Origin of the sequence: Flavobacterium anhuiense (genome assembly GCF_050990855.1) — a bacterium.
In the GTDB taxonomy this organism is placed as follows: domain Bacteria; phylum Bacteroidota; class Bacteroidia; order Flavobacteriales; family Flavobacteriaceae; genus Flavobacterium; species Flavobacterium anhuiense_C.
Genome location: NZ_CP158861.1, coordinates 39,375 through 55,478 on the forward strand (window position 1 = coordinate 39,375; position 16,104 = coordinate 55,478).

A 16,104-nucleotide genomic window follows, 5' to 3' on the forward strand; every position below is an offset into this window, starting at 1 on the left:
AGAAGTAAAGCGAGTATTATATTCTCTAAAATTAATACTACTCAAAATAAAATAATTATGAAAACAATGTTACTTTGCCTTTTTTTATCCATAAGCTTTGCATTTGTTTCTGAAAAAACGGGCTGGCTAGAAATTGATTGGAAAATAATATGCATTCCCGCCTTATTAGTTTTGCAAATCATAATCATTGGAACAGCCTTAAAAAATAGATACAAAAAACATTAAATCATTTTAAGAAAGGCTTGATTATTGCTGAAAGAGAAGATTCACATCTTAGCTTCATTACATTTTACATGAAAAAAAAATTCAGCCTTGTCTTCCTATTTGTTGTTTTTATATCTTTTGCGCAAACCAAAGTGCTATCATGGAATATCCAAAACTTTGGAAAATCTAAATCTGATATCCATTTAAGTTATATTGTCAAAACAATATCCAATTACGATATCATTGCAATTCAAGAAGTTGTAGCCGGAAATGGTGGCGCTCAAACGGTTGCTAAACTTGCAACATTACTTAATCAAAAGGGAAGTAAATGGGATTATGCAATAAGCGATCCAACTTCTGGCAGCAGTTACAAAACCGAACGGTATGCCTTTATTTGGAAAACGCACAAAGCAAAATTGCGAACTAAACCTTGGCTAGAGAAAAAATATAGTTTAGAAATTGATCGTGAACCATATTTTGCCACGTTTGAAATTAGCAAAAAGACCATCACGCTTGTCAATTTCCATGCTATAACGCAGAAAAAACAACCCGAAACGGAAATCAAATATTTCAAGTTTTTACCAAATGAATACCCTGATTTAAATTTAGTCTTCTTGGGCGACTTTAATTGTCCCGAAAAACACTCTGTTTTTAATCCGTTGAAAAAAATGGGATATGATTCGGTATTAAAAAATCAGAAAACAACTTTAAAGCATACCTGCAAAAACAACCTTTGCCTTGCGTCAGAATTTGACAATATACTTTATAAGACCTCTAATTTAAAAGTGAGCAATTCGGGAGTTATTAAATTCTATGAAAATTTTGATTCTTTACCCAATGCTAGAAAAATATCAGATCATATTCCAATTTGGTTTGAGTTTTCTTTAAACTAATTTATGTTTTTAGTTTCTTTTTTCTCGCTGCAGGAAACAAAACATTATTTAAAATCAGCCTATATCCTGGCGAATTCGGATGCAAATCTAAAACCGTTGGCGGATCTCCAACTTGATGTTGAAAATCTTCTGGATCATGCCCACCAAAAAAAGTAAACATCCCCTTGCCTTTTTCTCCATGAATATATCTTGACTCACCATTTACTTCGCATGTTCCCATAATTAAAACATTCGATTTTACTAATGAAGCATCAAATGAAGTAGTTTGCCCCATAAAGCCTTTTACCAATTGCGTATGATTTTGGCATAACATACTCGGAATTGGATCCCATTTTGCAGAAAATTCCATTAAAGTAAAATAGTCCTTATCCATCATTACTCGTCTTTTCGTGGTCATATCAATATCTGAAAACTCGTAAACTTCTGGTCTTCTTTCTAAAGTAAAATTTTTAAAAGCAAAAGAATTATTATAATTTAATTTGGATTGATAATTCGATTCACTTGGATCACCATCAAACATAGTTTCGCAGATATCAACTCCATCTGCTGCAAGCGCAATATCAAAACTATCTGTTGCAGAGCACATTGCAAACATAAAACCTCCTCCAATTACAAAATCTCTAATTTTTTTTGCAACAGCACCTTTTTCTTGAGATACTTTTGCATAACCCAATTTTGCAGCCAGAGCTTCAGCATCTTTTTTTTGATCAATATACCAAGGTGTATTTTTGTATGCTGCATAAAATTTTCCGTATTGTCCAGTAAAATCTTCATGATGCAAGTGAAGCCAATCGTACATTAATAACTGATCGCTTAAAACTTCTTCATCATAGATTGGAGTAAAAGGAATTTCGGCATAAGTTAAAACTAAAGTTACAGCATCATCCCAAGGCTGTTTTCCTTTTGGAGTATAAACAGCAATTTTAGGCGCTTTTTCTAAAATTACAGATTCCATATTTTGAGAAGGGCTTGAAATTTCGTTTAAAATCGAAGCTTGCTCACTATCTGAAATCACTTCAAAACTTACGCCTCTAATTTTACACTCTTTTCTAATTTCATCAGCATCGGGAAGTAAAAAGGAACCTCCGCGATAATTTAAAAGCCAACTTGCCTTATAGTCTCTGCTCAAACACCAGTATGTAATTCCGTACGCTTTTAAATGATTTTGTTGCGTTGTTTCATCCATCGGAAGTAAGATAAACGAAGCTTTAGCATTAAAAGAAATTAATACTATAAAAAAGTAGAACAAACTTTTATTCATCAGAAAATTATTTTAGTAAAGATATAAAAGCCATTTGCAAAAAAAGAACACTTAGAACCTTTTCTAAGCTAATAGAATGTTAAATAAAAAGTCAAGAAAATTTACGTCTCAAACAATAAAAACAGGTAAAAACACCTATAATTAGGAAGAATATTCTCTATACATTTGCTATCCCAGGTTCATAAAACTAATCGCTGTAAAAAATAACCAACTATGAAGTTTAATGAAAGTAATAACCAACAAAAGGGTTTAAATATTATTCAGAAAATAGGATTATGTGTTCTTGTCATTACAATCATATTATATTACGTATTGTCAATTCAATTTTTGACAGCGTAATTTTTTTAAATTGTTAAAACTGCCAAGTCATTTTGGATAGCATAAACAACCAGACCGGCAATATTACGCGATTCTGTTTTAAGCAATAAATTATTTCTATGTCCTTCAATGGTTCTTGGGCTCAAAAAAAGATGTTCTGCAATTTCTGCAGTAGTTTTCTGCTGACAAATTAATTGCAAAATTTCAATCTCACGAGGCGAAAGGAAATTCGTTTCTAGACCGCCTTTTGTATTTTTAGGAGAAACTATTGTTTCCTGAATTGTTTTTAAAACATTCTCATTATAATAGAATCCTTTTTTTGCTACCTCGTTAATTGTATGAATTAAATCTTTGGGAGTTGTATTTTTAATTAAGTACGCTACTGCTCCAACTTGAATCATATTGGCAATAAAAGATTTGGTATCGTAACTGGTCAATGCAATAATCTTAATTTCAGGAAATAGTTTTCTAATGATTTTAGTGGCTTCGACTCCGTTTAAGATAGGCATCTTTAAGTCCATTATGATGATATCTGGTTTTATTTCTCTTTCATTTAATTGAGAAACAAGTTCGTCTCCATTTGAGGCCTCGAAAATAACGTCAATATTTTCTTCCCTCTGTAGTAAAAAAGAAATTCCTTTTCGAAACAAAATTTCATCATCGACTAGAGCAATTTTAATAGCAGCATTCATCTTATTTGATTTTGGTCGTTTATTTGGTTTTTCGAAATTACAAAATATGATTTAGAAAAAGTCTAAATACGTTGTTTTATTGACTAAAAACCTTAATAAAATGGCTATTTTGGTCTAGAAAGTAAATTGCACAGCTATTCCGTTATTAATTTCAGAGTTAATTTCAATGGTTCCGTTCAAAAATGATATTCGGCTATCAATATTTTTCATCCCTAAGCCTTTTTGATTTTCGACATTTGAATTATCAAAACCAACACCATTATCTTCATAATCGCAAGTATTTATTCCACCTTTATTGGTAAACGAAATCCAAATTTCTGTTGCTTTTCCATGACGCAACGAATTATTCATAAGTTCCTGAAGGATTCTAAAAACATGTAAATGCCGATCGATATCATTATCATCAAAATCAATCCCATTTTTATAATGTGTTTTTACCGACTTGCTGCTTTCAAACTCTTCGCACAATTCTTCAACACCTGCATTTAAACCAAATTTTTCAAAAACTGGCGGCAATAGATTATGAGCAATTTTTCTAGAATTTTCTAAAGCCTTTGTAGTTAAATTAATTATATTTTCAGTAATCTCTGCAGTTTCCGCTTCAGTAAGATTAGGAGCTGTAAGCAAATGACTGTTCAAGGAGACAATATTTAATTTTGAACTAATATCGTCATGAAGATCTTGTGCTATTCTTTTTCGCTCTTCCTCTTGCGTTACGATAATAGCATGCAATTGCTCTTTCTGATAACGGAGAATTAAATCTATTTTCTCTAATTCTTTTTGAATGATCTTTTTTCTAGAAAAATAAAAGAATATAATTAAAGCCACTGCAACAATTATAAAAAACAAAGAGATATATAATATTATGGCTACGAGTTCTTTTTCAGGAATATGACCTGTATTCATATCTGATTATTTAAATTATACTTTTACAAATTAGCTTTGCAAACTTTCTTTTTTTGAAAAACTTACTTTCCATTCAAACAAAATAATCAAGTAATAGATTATTAACAAAAATGCATTTAATTGCCAGCTCAAATATCTTAAATCTGCACTTAATCCAGTAGAAAGATTACCAATTAAAAATAATACTGTACTAGCTAAAAGATAAAAAACTATACTTGCAGTTATGTAATAATACTTTTTGTTTTCTGTGAGCATATTATAAAAATGAAGTAGTGCAAAAACTACAATAAGTAATGATGTTAAAGTAATACCAAATAGATTAAACTTTAAAAATTGACTTGAATCCATTATAAATTGTACGGATAAAATCAACAAAGCAATTATTAAACTACTCTTGACAAATGTTTTTTGCGCTTTAATTTCAAATAACGAATTATAAAAAAGCCCCAGTATGATCATTTGCCCTATAAAAAAGATATTGACGAGAAATAAATTACTCATTCCTAAATGATACACCAACTCCATTGAAAATTGCAACAAAGTAGAAAAAGCCAGATAAGAAACAAAAAAAACATTAGCTTTTCCCTCTCGGAAAAAGCTAAATGAATATAATATAAGATTAATCAATAAAATCAAATAACTTGAATATATTAAAAAATCATCCATTCTAAAACTTATTTAATTAATATGGAGGACTTGGACGGGCACCATCGTATACTACTTCTTCAGGAGCTTCGTCACCGCTTACTCCATCTTTTGTACCATATACATTAACCCATTTGTCAGCTTCTTTATCGTATTTAGCACCACAAAAAAGCAATGTTTTTTCTTTCTGTTCGTTTATTCCTAGATACGCCCAAACAGCTTCTGTATCTAGTTCTAGCACTTTTTTCAAACTTTCTCTTGGCACTAAAAAAGCTTTTACTTTTTTCTTAGAGTCTTCAATCTCTGTATCATCCTGATACCTTTTTTCCCACTCGTTTGCAGTATTTACAGAAACCTGAATAGGTTCTGGAAAAGTTTCTTCATTCATAATTTAAATTTGTTAATTGGTTAATAAAAAATTTAATTGTTTATAATTGGTTTCGCTAAACTACTGATTTTTATTAGACAATTAACATAAAAACATAAAAAAAGCCTTAATAATAAGGCTTTTTAACTTTTAAAATGGAACATCACTATCGTCGTCGTCGTCATTTAAATTACTTCCAAAAGCTTCGTTAGCCGAAGGCAGATTACTAGTGATAAACGGATTATCATCATGATTCATTTTTGATGGCAAATCATCATAACTACCCGAAAATTCATCAAGATTATCAAATTTTCCTAAATGTCCTAAAAATTTAAGACGAATGTTTTCGATCCCCCCGTTACGGTGTTTCGCGATCATAATTTCAGCCTGACCTGCAGTAGGTGAAGCCTCTTCATCATCCCATTCTTCAATTTTGTAATATTCCGGTCGGTATAAAAACGAAACGATATCGGCATCCTGCTCAATTGCTCCAGATTCACGAAGATCCGAAAGCAAAGGTCTTTTACTAGATCCACGTGTTTCAACGGCACGCGACAACTGAGAAAGTGCGATAACCGGAACGTTAAGTTCTTTTGCCAATGCTTTTAAGTTTCGAGAAATTGTTGAAATCTCCTGCTCACGATTTCCTCCTCCTTTAGCATTTCCTCCAGCAGTCATCAGCTGCAAATAGTCAATAATGATGATTTTAATACCGTGTTGCGACGCTAAACGACGGCATTTTGCTCTTAAATCGAAAATAGAAAGTGAGGGTGTATCATCAATAAACAAAGGTGCTTTTTCTAAGTCCTTTACTTTAGTGCTCAACATTGTCCATTCATGGGCCTCCAATTTACCGGTACGCAATTTTTCTGACGACAATCCTGTTTCAGACGAAATTAACCTGGTAATCAACTGTACAGATGCCATCTCTAGAGAGAATAATGCTACTCCGTGCCCATACTGGATCGCAATATTTCGAGCCATAGAAAGTACGAATGCCGTTTTTCCCATCGCTGGTCTGGCTGCAATAATAATTAAATCACTTGGCTGCCATCCAGAAGTTAATTTATCCAGATTGTGAAAACCAGTTTCTACACCACTTAATCCCTCTTTTTTAGAGATCTCCTCAATTTTCTTTTTAGCTTGTAATACTAAACTTTGTGCTGTTTCAGAACTACGCTTAATATTTCCTTGTGTTACTTCGTATAATTTAGATTCGGCTTTATCTAACAAATCAAAAACATCAGCACTTTCATCATATGATTCTTCAATAATTTCTGAAGAAATCCTAATCAAACTTCTTTGAATAAATTTTTGAAGAATGATACGAGAGTGGAATTCGATATGCGCAGAAGATGCTATTTTTTGAGTAAGCTGAATTAAATAAAAATCACCTCCAGCTATATCCAATTTTCCGTTTTTCTTTAACTGAGTTGAAACGGTTAAGATATCGATTGGCTGCGTTTCGGTAAAAAGTTGTAAAATCGCTTCAAAAATATGTTTGTGTGCATCTTTATAAAAAGCGTCTGGTTGCAAAATATCAATTACATCATCTACCCCTTTTTTATCAATCATCATTGCACCCAGCACAGCCTCTTCTAACTCAATAGCTTGTGGTGGCAATTTTCCTTTTTCTAAATTGATAATTGTAGTTTTGTCGACCTTTACAGGGTTTAAGTTTTTGAAATTTTCCATATAGCGAAAGTAGCAAAATTTAAAAAAATTCTACTATCGAGTTATAACTATTCTGTTGTTTATAAATTTGTTTTTTTGTTCATAACCAAAAAAAAATCCGAAACCGCAGGGCTTCGGATTTTTAAATATCAAATATGAATTTACTCTTTAAACTCGCCCATATTACTGTATTTGTCCATTCTCTGGGCAATTAAATCGGCTGTTGATAAGTCTTTCAATTCGTTATATCCTTTTGTAATATATTCCGCTACTGTTTTAAAAGTAGTTTCTCTGTCATAATGCGCTCCACCTAGCGGTTCTGGAATTACATCATCAACTAATTTTTGTTTTTTCATATCAGAAGAAGTCAATTTTAATGCTTCAGCTGCACGCTCTTTGTATTCCCAGCTTTTCCATAAAATAGAAGAGCAAGATTCTGGAGAAATTACAGAATACCAAGTATTTTCCAACATATAAACACGATCTCCAACACCAATTCCTAAAGCTCCACCTGAAGCACCTTCACCCACAATAATGGTAATGATAGGCACTTGCAAACGTACCATTTCGAATATATTTCTAGCAATAGCTTCACCTTGTCCTCTTTCCTCTGCTTCTAGTCCTGGATAAGCGCCTGGAGTATCTACTAAAGTAAGAACTGGAATTCCGAATTTTTCTGCCATTTTCATCAAACGCAAAGCTTTACGGTATCCTTCTGGATTAGCCATACCAAAATTACGGTATTGACGTGTTTTAGTATTAAAACCTTTTTGCTGACCGATAATCATAAACGACTGTCCGTTTATTTTACCAAGTCCGCCAACCATTGCTTTATCATCTTTAAAGCTTCTGTCTCCATGAAGTTCTAAGAAAGTATCTCCGCAAATTGCTTTGATATAATCTAAAGTATAAGGTCTATTTGGGTGTCTTGACAATTGTACCCTTTGCCAAGCCGTAAGGTTTTTGTATATATCTTTCTTCGTTTGTTCTAATTTCTTGTTGATTTCCTTGCACGTTGGCGTCACGTCAACGTCAGATTCTTTTCCAATAATAACGCACTTTTCTAACTGTTCTTCAAGTTCTTTAATTGGAAGCTCAAAATCTAAATATTCCATGGATTTTTGAATTTTGTTTGTAAATCGAACCGCAAATATAAAAATATTATATCATTGGCGAAGTTAATTTGTTATTTAAAGTATAAAATGCAATTTAAAAATAAGGAAACTATTACAAGTTTTCTTTCTTGTTCTGATAATGTTTGAAAACACCGTTGAGAATCACTGTAATGATAATTATAACTGCTCCGATATAAAATTCGACACTCATTTTCTCCTTTCCTCCCAAGATAAAATAAGCCAAAACGATCCCATAAACTGGCTCTAAATTAGTGGTTAACATTACGGTATAAGGCGTTAATTTCTGCATAACTTTTACAGAAGCTGTAAATGCATAAGCTGTACAGATCGAGGCCAAAATCAATAATAACACCCAATTATTTAAAGACATTTCGAAGAAATCTGCTGTAAATTTTCCTTGAAATAAAAAATAAATCGTGATAAAGAAAACGCCCGCTCCAAATTCGTAAAATGTAATCACCGAAGGTTCGTGATCTGATATTAATTTTCCATTCATTAAAGTAAATAAAACCCCTAAAATGATGGCTGCTAAGGCATAATAAACACCCGTAAGATATTTTATTTCTACTTGAAGGATCAATCCTAAACCTGCAATAATAACAAGTCCGAAGAAAACTTCATACCAAAGCACTTTTCTTCCATAAAACAAAGGTTCTAATAAAGAAGCAAAAAAAGCTCCTAAAGAAAATATGGAAAGTGTAATGGAAACATTAGAAACATGAATTGCCTTAAAGAAGAAAATCCAATGCAAGGCTATTAATAATCCGACGAAAATCAATTTAAAAAATTCTTTTATCGGAACCTGAAAAGATTGTTTTTTAACTACTATAAATCCACCAAGAAAAATCATGGCGATTAACATTCTATACCAAACCAGATTATCGGCATCAATTGTAATTAAAGCGCCCAAAATAGCTGTAAAACCCCAGATAAAAACAATTAAGTGAAGATTTAAATAACTTTTTAAATTATCGTTTCGCATTACGTAATAAGTAAACTGCTAAAATCCCGAAAACAATATTCGGAAACCAAACAGCTAATAAAGGTGAGAAGGTAGATTTTTCGGCAAGTGTGCCAAAGATTTTATCAAAAAACACAAATGAAAAGGCAATTGCAATTCCAATAGCAAGGTTCATTCCCATTCCGCCACGGCGTTTCATAGAAGAAACAGAAACCGCAATGATCGTCAAAATAAATGCTGATACAGGAATACTGTATTTCTTATAAAGAACAACCAAATACGTATTAATATTTCCTGAACCTCTTTTTCTTTCCTTTTCAATAAAATCAATCAGTTTGCCTAAAGTCAGCGTTTCGGCAATATAAACTACCGGCGTTAAATCGGCCAATTCGAATTTAAAAGGAACATTTTTTTCAGGAGACTTTTCAATTACATCATTCAATTCCCCTACCGTTCTTTTAGTATAATCATATAAAACGTAAATCTTCTTTTTAGGATCCCATTTAATACGGCTTGCCGTAATTTTATAAGTCAATTTTTCTTTTTCAAAATGCTCTAAAGAAAAATTGAAAGCCGTTTTAGATTCTTCATTAAAACTGTTTACAAAAATAAAATCGTGATCGTTAATTTGTCTGAAAACATTCGTGTTTTCCCCTCGCATGAGTTCCTTTCCGTTTCCTTTCAGATACGTGTATCTAAAATTATTATAACCTTCACTCGCCGCAGGAACAATAAAAAATCCCATCAGCAAAACAAAAATTGAAACGATCGTTGCACCAATAATATAAGGACGCAAGAAACGGGTAAATGAAATTCCGGAACTTAAAATTGCGATAATTTCTGTATTATTGGCCAGTTTTGAAGTAAACCAAATCACCGATAAAAACAAGAATATCGGAAACAGCGAATTGATAAAGTAAATCGTAAAATTGTAATAATAGAAAGCAATATCTCCAAACGGAATCTTGTTTTCCAGCATTTTATTTACTTTTTCAGAAACGTCAATTACGATTCCGATTGGCGCAAATAAAAGAAGCATCACAGAAAACGTTCCGAGGTATCTTTTTAAAATGTATTTATCTATTATTGAAAGCATAGAATATTTTTGTTTCAAGTTTTAAAAGTTTCACGTTCCATGTTTCAAGTTTCAGGTTGCGCTAAGCAACTTGAAACTTGAAACATGGAACGTGAAACTCTTTTTATAGTCTTTGGCTCATATTTTTAACCATCATTTCTTTCCATGGTCTAAAATCTCCGGCTAAGATATGTTTTCTAGCTTCACGAACCAACCACATATAAAAACCAAGATTATGAATGGTTGCAATTTGTTTTCCTAAATATTCATTTGCAGCAAACAAGTGGCGTAAATAAGCTTTTGTATATTCTGTATCCACAAAAGTATGTCCCATTTCGTCAATTGGAGAAAAATCTGCTTCCCATTTTTTGTTCTTAATATTGATTGTCCCGTTGGCTGTAAACAACATACCGTTTCTTGCATTACGAGTTGGCATAACGCAATCAAACATATCAATACCTAACGCGATATTTTCTAAAATATTAATTGGAGTACCAACTCCCATTAAATAACGAGGTTTATCTTCTGGAAGAATTTCGCAAACCACTTCGGTCATTGCGTACATTTCTTCAGCTGGTTCTCCAACTGAAAGTCCACCAATTGCATTTCCTTGCTGACCAGCATTTGCAATGTATTCAGCTGATTGGCGACGCAAATCTTTATATGTACTTCCCTGAACTATAGGAAAAAACGTTTGTTCATAACCGTATTTATAAGGAACTTTTTCCAAATGATTGATACAACGATCCAACCAACGGTGCGTCATGTGCATAGAACGCTGTGCATAACGATAATCGCAAGGATAAGGCGTACATTCATCAAATGCCATGATAATGTCGGCACCAATAGTACGCTGAATTTCCATTACATTTTCTGGTGTAAAAAAGTGGTAAGAACCGTCAATATGCGATTTAAATTTCACTCCTTCTTCTTTAATTTTTCTGTTTGAAGAAAGAGAATACACTTGATATCCTCCAGAATCAGTTAAAATATTACGATCCCAGTTCATAAATTTATGAAGACCGCCCGCTTTCTCTAAAATTTCGGTCTGCGGACGCAGGTATAAATGATAGGTATTTCCTAGAATAATATCTGGATTTATCTCTTCTTTAAGTTCACGCTGATGCACTCCTTTTACAGACGCAACAGTACCAACAGGCATAAAAATAGGAGTTTCTATAACTCCGTGATCTGTAGTAATACTACCCGCTCTAGCTTTAGACTGCGGATCTTTTTGTAATAAATCAAACTTCATCTGTTTCTTTTTTCAGAGCGCAAAGATAGTTTAATTTCAGGGAAATTTTATTAATTAGAAAATTTGTCAATTAGAAAATTAGCTAATGTTTTCTTAATTTCAGATTCTACGTTTTGGAATTCTTATTTTCACATTTGAAATTAGATTTATTTGGACGTTCTCCGTGACGGCGGATGGGGCTATCCGCTATATCTTTTGCTCAAAAGCATTCACTTTAAATTTAAGAAGAAGCACTATTCGTAAAGGATGTCGCTCCTATCCCTAACGCTAACGGTTTTTTCAAGAAAATTTATCGTTATAAGAATGTAAAAAGTACAACGATCAGATTATTAAAGTATAACAGTTTCAGTAATTCTTTTTTGTAACTTTAATATTTAACTAAAAATTTAGAATCATGATAAACGCAGATGAGAAATTAGACCAAATCAAGGATGACCAAATCGAAAAAAACCTTGAAAACATGAATTATAATGCAAACGAAGACATCTACAATCAAGAAGAAAGATTAGAAGACATTGACCCACAAGATATTTCTGGAGAAAGAATAATCAATAATGACAATCACGAATGGAAACAAAACAGTGATAAAATTGGAAATGATTTGGATGTTCCAGGATCTGAGTTAGACGATCAACAAGAAGAAGTAGGTTCTGAAGACGAAGAAAATAATTATTATAGCGAAGGTGACACCGAATAGAAAATAGAAGAACCTAACTTTTCTTAAATATAAAATCTTGCAAAACGCAAGATTTTTTTATTTTCAAAATTAAAATTGTAAAAAATACACTTATAAAAATTCAAAAAGCAAAACAGCCGTTATATTTTTTTACATAATGCAAAAAAAAGAGCAAAATTTAACAATTGCAATAAAACTAAAGCAAAAAATCATTTGTCTGCCCACAAAATAACGTTTACTTTTGCTTCAGTTTAACTTTTACATATAAAATGAAGCCTAACACACAACAATTAAGCGATTTAACGATCCAAGTAAGAAGAGATATTCTTAGAATGGTACATGCTGTAAACTCTGGACACCCAGGTGGTTCTTTAGGTTGTACTGAATTTTTGGTTACACTATATCAAAATATAATGGACCGCAAAGAAGGTTTTGATATGGACGGAATTGGAGAAGATTTATTTTTCCTTTCAAATGGTCATATCTCACCAGTATTTTATAGCGTTTTAGCACGCAGCGGATATTTCCCTATTTCAGAACTTGCAACTTTTAGATTATTAGATTCTCGTTTACAAGGACATCCTACAACTCACGAAGGCTTACCTGGAGTTCGTATTGCATCTGGTTCATTAGGACAAGGTTTATCTGTAGCTCTTGGAGCGGCGCAAGCTAAAAAATTAAACGGCGACAAACACATCATTTATACTTTACACGGAGACGGAGAACTGCAAGAAGGTCAAAACTGGGAAGCAATTATGTACGCATCTGCAAAAAAAGTAGACAACTTAATCGCAACAGTTGACGTAAACGGAAAACAAATTGACGGAACAACTGACGAAGTTTTACCAATGGGAAGCCTTAAAGCAAAATTTGAAGCTTTTGACTGGGATGTTTTAGAAATCAAAGAAGGAAACAACATCGATGCCATCATCGCTGGATTGACTGATGCTAAATCAAGAACAGGAAAAGGAAAACCGGTTTGTATTTTATTATATACTGAGATGGGTAATGGTGTAGATTTCATGATGCACACACACGCTTGGCATGGTAAAGCTCCAAACAATGAGCAATTAGAAAATGCATTAGCTCAAAACTACTCTAAAGATCAAGTTGATTACTAAAAAACAGCTTTAAGCTTTAAGCCATAAGCAATACGCTTATTGCCTAATGCCTATTGCATACAGCAAAAATAGAAATGAAAAAATATACAAATACAGGAAGTAAAGACACTCGTTCTGGTTTTGGAGCGGGAATGACTGAATTAGGTCAAAAAAACGAAAACGTTGTTGCATTATGTGCTGACTTAATTGGATCATTAAAATTTGATGAATTCAAGAAAAATCACCCAGAGCGTTTTTTCCAAATTGGAATCGCTGAAGCAAACATGATCGGAATCGCTGCAGGTTTAACCATTGGTGGCAAAATTCCTTTCACAGGAACTTTCGCAAACTTTTCTACAGGTAGAGTTTACGACCAAATCCGTCAATCGGTTGCTTATTCAGATAAGAATGTAAAAATCTGTGCTTCTCACGCTGGTTTAACTTTAGGAGAAGACGGAGCGACGCACCAAATCTTAGAAGATATTGGTTTAATGAAAATGTTGCCAGGAATGACTGTAATCAACACTTGCGATTACAACCAAACTAAAGCTGCAACTTTGGCATTAGCAGACCACCATGGTCCAGCTTATTTACGTTTCGGTCGTCCAGTTGTTGCTAACTTTACTCCTGCTGACGAACCTTTCGTAATTGGAAAAGCTATTATGTTAAACGAAGGAACAGACGTTACCATCATTGCAACAGGACACTTAGTTTGGGAAGCGCTTATTGCTGCTGAAAAATTAGAAGAAAAAGGAATTTCTGCTGAAGTAATTAACATTCATACTATTAAACCTCTTGACGAAGAAGCTATTTTAAAATCTGTTGCTAAAACAAAATGTGTAGTGACTGCAGAAGAGCACAACTACCTTGGAGGTCTTGGAGAAAGCGTTTCTGGCGTATTAGCTTTAAACAATCCAACTCCACAAGAATTTGTAGCAGTTAAAGATAGTTTCGGAGAATCTGGAACTCCAGAACAATTAATGGAAAAATACAAACTAAACAATCAAGCAATTGTTGAAGCTGTAGAAAGAGTTATCAAAAGAAAATAATTTTCAGTTTTCTTACTTTATAAAAAAAGCCTTGGAATTAAATTTTCAAGGCTTTTTTTTAGTTACTGTCTTTTAATATCCATATAGCTAAATTAGTTTTTCTTACACAGAGTCAAAGCTTTAATCAAGTCTCAAAGCGATCACAAATTGCAACTTAAAAAATAAAAAAGCCTCGAAATATTCATTTCGAGGCTTTATATTTATAATACGTTTTTTAATTCTTTTGATAAGGATATGATTTATCAAGATGAATTCTTAATCGTCCCGGCGTTGTATAATCTTCAGGAACAAATTTACGAGGATTTGTTATCGATTCTGGCTTAGTAGGATCTGTCAGTTCTCCTGTTGGTCTACTTGGAATACCCCAAAGCTCTGTTTCATCTACATTTGGTGTATCAGGATTATCACCAATTGGATCATAAGGATAATACAAAGCAATACCTGTTACTGGAGCCCCTGTTGGTTTTTCAATCTCTAATCTGGTAGTATAACCATCTCCATCATCATCGTGATCTAGAAAATCTGGAATACCATCTTTATCCGTATCGTCTGGATTAACAGCTGGAGGATTAGGATACAATGTTGTACTTCTATAATCACGAACATAACCATCGCCATCAAGATCTTCTTGATAATCAAAAACACCATCAGGATTTGCAATCAGTTCACCAGCACTACTATATCCATTGTTTTCATGATCCATTCTCCTAAAATCATATAATTTGATAGTAAAAATCAATGGAGAATAAGCCGGAATAGAACCAGAAGAAGATCCACCAGCATAATAACCTAAGCCTGATGGAATAAATAAAACTCCAGCTCCAAAATCGTTGTAAGTAGCAGATCCATCCTCATTATAAGTAGTTGTTCCTGTTTTAAACTGAGGAAAAATTTCGCTCCAACCCAAAATTGTCCCGTACAAATCTAAACTAGTTTTTGGATAAACTACCTGCTCAAATAATGTAGTTGTCAAGTATGATGGTACAGTTTCTGTTGCTGCAACACGCTTCAAGTACTCTCCTCTATAAGCTGTCACCACCCCATCTGTATTCATAGGAGAAGCGCCAACCCCTTCTCTTAGCACCAAATAATACATTTTATAAGTTATTCCGTGCACATAGGGTATTTCTCTTAAAATTAGCTTAGGAAAACTAGGGCTATTGAGATATGACATTATAGAAGGCTGCGTTGCTGGATCGGTTATCTTCGTAAAAGTAACATCCATATCCGCAGAAACTGTAATATAATTAGTTTTCAAATATTCTTCAATATCTGCATTGTCCGTATTAAATTGCTCTTGATAATCTCTTAATGGAACAGTCTCTCCATCATCATCATTATTACTTTTATTACAAGAAACGATAGCAATACCAGCAAGTAACAAAACAAAATAATATTTAAATTTATTCATTATTATCATAATTTTAGGTGCGCAAGATACAATATTGATTTATTTTTGTAAAGAATTTAACTTGGAATTTAGAAAAATTATGAGAATAGATAAGTACTTGTGGTGCGTACGATATTACAAGACCAGAAACATGGTTACTGAAGCTTGTAAAAAGAATCAGATCACTGTAAATGGGCAAGTTGCAAAACCTTCAAAAGAAGTTTTTCCTACAGACCGAATTACCTTTAGAAAAGATCAAATTACACAGATTATAACGGTTTTAGATATTCCGCAAAACCGTGTTGGAGCAAAGTTGGTAGATATCTATCAAAAAAACGAAACTCCGCCAGAAGCTTTTGCTCATTTAGAAATGCTAAAACTATCTAAAGAACATTCTAGAAGAACTGGAGCCGGGCGTCCAACTAAAAAAGACAGAAGAGACATTGACGATTATGGAGATGATTTTTATGATGATGAAGAAGAAGATGAAATTTAAAAAATT

The 16,104-nt window shown here is 32.9% G+C and carries 16 protein-coding genes; 5 read left to right on the forward strand and 11 right to left on the reverse strand.

Translation table 11 applies throughout. From position 1 onward, the window contains the following. The first annotated feature begins 293 nt into the window (after window positions 1-293). Window positions 294-1,097, forward strand: a complete 804-nt coding sequence (locus ABTV69_RS00190; RefSeq protein ID WP_433833184.1) for an endonuclease/exonuclease/phosphatase family protein — start codon at window positions 294-296, stop codon at window positions 1,095-1,097. 1 nt (window position 1,098) lies between these two features. Here ABTV69_RS00190 and ABTV69_RS00195 read toward each other — a convergent pair whose 3' ends face one another. The 10 genes from ABTV69_RS00195 to tgt form a co-directional block, all read right to left on the reverse strand. Beyond that, window positions 1,099-2,358, reverse strand: a complete 1,260-nt coding sequence (locus tag ABTV69_RS00195; protein ID WP_433833186.1) for an asparagine synthetase B — start codon at window positions 2,356-2,358, stop codon at window positions 1,099-1,101. 344 nt (window positions 2,359-2,702) lie between these two features. Next, window positions 2,703-3,368, reverse strand: coding sequence for a response regulator transcription factor (locus ABTV69_RS00200; RefSeq protein WP_433833188.1), 666 nt, complete (start codon window positions 3,366-3,368; stop codon window positions 2,703-2,705). Between the two features lie 114 nt (window positions 3,369-3,482). Then, complete coding sequence (locus ABTV69_RS00205) at window positions 3,483-4,274, reverse strand: sensor histidine kinase (protein WP_433833190.1); 792 nt, start codon at window positions 4,272-4,274, stop codon at window positions 3,483-3,485. Between the two features lie 30 nt (window positions 4,275-4,304). Further along, window positions 4,305-4,940 (reverse strand): hypothetical protein, encoded by a 636-nt coding sequence (locus ABTV69_RS00210; protein WP_433833192.1) that lies wholly within the window; start codon window positions 4,938-4,940, stop codon window positions 4,305-4,307. A 16-nt stretch (window positions 4,941-4,956) separates the two neighbouring features. Then, window positions 4,957-5,307, reverse strand: a complete 351-nt coding sequence (locus tag ABTV69_RS00215) for a hypothetical protein (RefSeq protein WP_433833194.1) — start codon at window positions 5,305-5,307, stop codon at window positions 4,957-4,959. 129 nt (window positions 5,308-5,436) lie between these two features. Then, window positions 5,437-6,981 (reverse strand): replicative DNA helicase, encoded by a 1,545-nt coding sequence (dnaB, locus tag ABTV69_RS00220; protein ID WP_433833196.1) that lies wholly within the window; start codon window positions 6,979-6,981, stop codon window positions 5,437-5,439. Window positions 6,982-7,121: 140 nt separating this feature from the next. Beyond that, a complete protein-coding gene (locus ABTV69_RS00225; protein WP_433833198.1) occupies window positions 7,122-8,075 on the reverse strand; it encodes an acetyl-CoA carboxylase carboxyltransferase subunit alpha in 954 nt (317 codons plus the stop codon). 112 nt (window positions 8,076-8,187) lie between these two features. Further along, window positions 8,188-9,078: a DMT family transporter gene (locus tag ABTV69_RS00230; RefSeq protein WP_433833200.1), complete on the reverse strand. Its 891-nt coding sequence runs from the start codon at window positions 9,076-9,078 to the stop codon at window positions 8,188-8,190. After that, the gene (locus ABTV69_RS00235) at window positions 9,065-10,153 is read right to left on the reverse strand and encodes an LptF/LptG family permease (RefSeq protein ID WP_433833202.1); all 1,089 of its coding nucleotides are present in this window, start codon (window positions 10,151-10,153) and stop codon (window positions 9,065-9,067) included. Before ABTV69_RS00235 ends, ABTV69_RS00230 begins: the two co-directional genes overlap by 14 nt. A 103-nt stretch (window positions 10,154-10,256) precedes the next feature. Further along, window positions 10,257-11,387, reverse strand: a complete 1,131-nt coding sequence (tgt, locus tag ABTV69_RS00240; protein WP_109190358.1) for a tRNA guanosine(34) transglycosylase Tgt — start codon at window positions 11,385-11,387, stop codon at window positions 10,257-10,259. Window positions 11,388-11,781: 394 nt separating this feature from the next. Between tgt and ABTV69_RS00245 the strand changes: the two genes are divergently transcribed. The 3 genes from ABTV69_RS00245 to ABTV69_RS00255 all read left to right on the forward strand — a co-directional run bounded on the left by ABTV69_RS00245 (window position 11,782) and on the right by ABTV69_RS00255 (window position 14,212). After that, a complete protein-coding gene (locus ABTV69_RS00245) occupies window positions 11,782-12,084 on the forward strand; it encodes a hypothetical protein (protein ID WP_433833204.1) in 303 nt (100 codons plus the stop codon). A gap of 248 nt (window positions 12,085-12,332) precedes the next feature. After that, complete coding sequence (locus tag ABTV69_RS00250) at window positions 12,333-13,184, forward strand: transketolase (RefSeq protein ID WP_433833206.1); 852 nt, start codon at window positions 12,333-12,335, stop codon at window positions 13,182-13,184. Window positions 13,185-13,258: 74 nt separating this feature from the next. Further along, on the forward strand, window positions 13,259-14,212 hold the full coding sequence (locus ABTV69_RS00255) for a transketolase family protein (protein ID WP_433833208.1): 954 nt from the start codon (window positions 13,259-13,261) through the stop codon (window positions 14,210-14,212). A 214-nt stretch (window positions 14,213-14,426) separates the two neighbouring features. Here the strand turns inward: ABTV69_RS00255 and ABTV69_RS00260 are convergent, their stop codons facing one another. Continuing rightward, entirely contained in the window at window positions 14,427-15,623 is a 1,197-nt protein-coding gene (locus ABTV69_RS00260; RefSeq protein ID WP_433833210.1) for an FKBP-type peptidyl-prolyl cis-trans isomerase, read from the reverse strand. Between the two features lie 79 nt (window positions 15,624-15,702). Between ABTV69_RS00260 and ABTV69_RS00265 the strand changes: the two genes are divergently transcribed. Next, window positions 15,703-16,098 carry an RNA-binding S4 domain-containing protein gene (locus tag ABTV69_RS00265; RefSeq protein ID WP_433833212.1) on the forward strand — a complete coding sequence of 132 codons (396 nt, stop codon included), beginning with the start codon at window positions 15,703-15,705 and terminating at the stop codon, window positions 16,096-16,098. Window positions 16,099-16,104: the final 6 nt, after the last annotated feature.

Coding starts and splice junctions, on each gene's coding strand:
- ABTV69_RS00265 (WP_433833212.1), top strand. CDS start 15,703: ATGAGAATAGATAAGTACTTGTGGTGCGTACGATATTACAAGACCAGA.
- ABTV69_RS00245 (WP_433833204.1), top strand. CDS start 11,782: ATGATAAACGCAGATGAGAAATTAGACCAAATCAAGGATGACCAAATC.
- tgt (WP_109190358.1), bottom strand. CDS start 11,387: ATGAAGTTTGATTTATTACAAAAAGATCCGCAGTCTAAAGCTAGAGCG.
- ABTV69_RS00205 (WP_433833190.1), bottom strand. CDS start 4,274: ATGAATACAGGTCATATTCCTGAAAAAGAACTCGTAGCCATAATATTA.
- ABTV69_RS00250 (WP_433833206.1), top strand. CDS start 12,333: ATGAAGCCTAACACACAACAATTAAGCGATTTAACGATCCAAGTAAGA.
- ABTV69_RS00225 (WP_433833198.1), bottom strand. CDS start 8,075: ATGGAATATTTAGATTTTGAGCTTCCAATTAAAGAACTTGAAGAACAG.
- ABTV69_RS00215 (WP_433833194.1), bottom strand. CDS start 5,307: ATGAATGAAGAAACTTTTCCAGAACCTATTCAGGTTTCTGTAAATACT.
- ABTV69_RS00255 (WP_433833208.1), top strand. CDS start 13,259: ATGAAAAAATATACAAATACAGGAAGTAAAGACACTCGTTCTGGTTTT.
- ABTV69_RS00210 (WP_433833192.1), bottom strand. CDS start 4,940: ATGGATGATTTTTTAATATATTCAAGTTATTTGATTTTATTGATTAAT.
- ABTV69_RS00200 (WP_433833188.1), bottom strand. CDS start 3,368: ATGAATGCTGCTATTAAAATTGCTCTAGTCGATGATGAAATTTTGTTT.
- ABTV69_RS00195 (WP_433833186.1), bottom strand. CDS start 2,358: ATGAATAAAAGTTTGTTCTACTTTTTTATAGTATTAATTTCTTTTAAT.
- dnaB (WP_433833196.1), bottom strand. CDS start 6,981: ATGGAAAATTTCAAAAACTTAAACCCTGTAAAGGTCGACAAAACTACA.
- ABTV69_RS00235 (WP_433833202.1), bottom strand. CDS start 10,153: ATGCTTTCAATAATAGATAAATACATTTTAAAAAGATACCTCGGAACG.
- ABTV69_RS00260 (WP_433833210.1), bottom strand. CDS start 15,623: ATGAATAAATTTAAATATTATTTTGTTTTGTTACTTGCTGGTATTGCT.
- ABTV69_RS00190 (WP_433833184.1), top strand. CDS start 294: ATGAAAAAAAAATTCAGCCTTGTCTTCCTATTTGTTGTTTTTATATCT.
- ABTV69_RS00230 (WP_433833200.1), bottom strand. CDS start 9,078: ATGCGAAACGATAATTTAAAAAGTTATTTAAATCTTCACTTAATTGTT.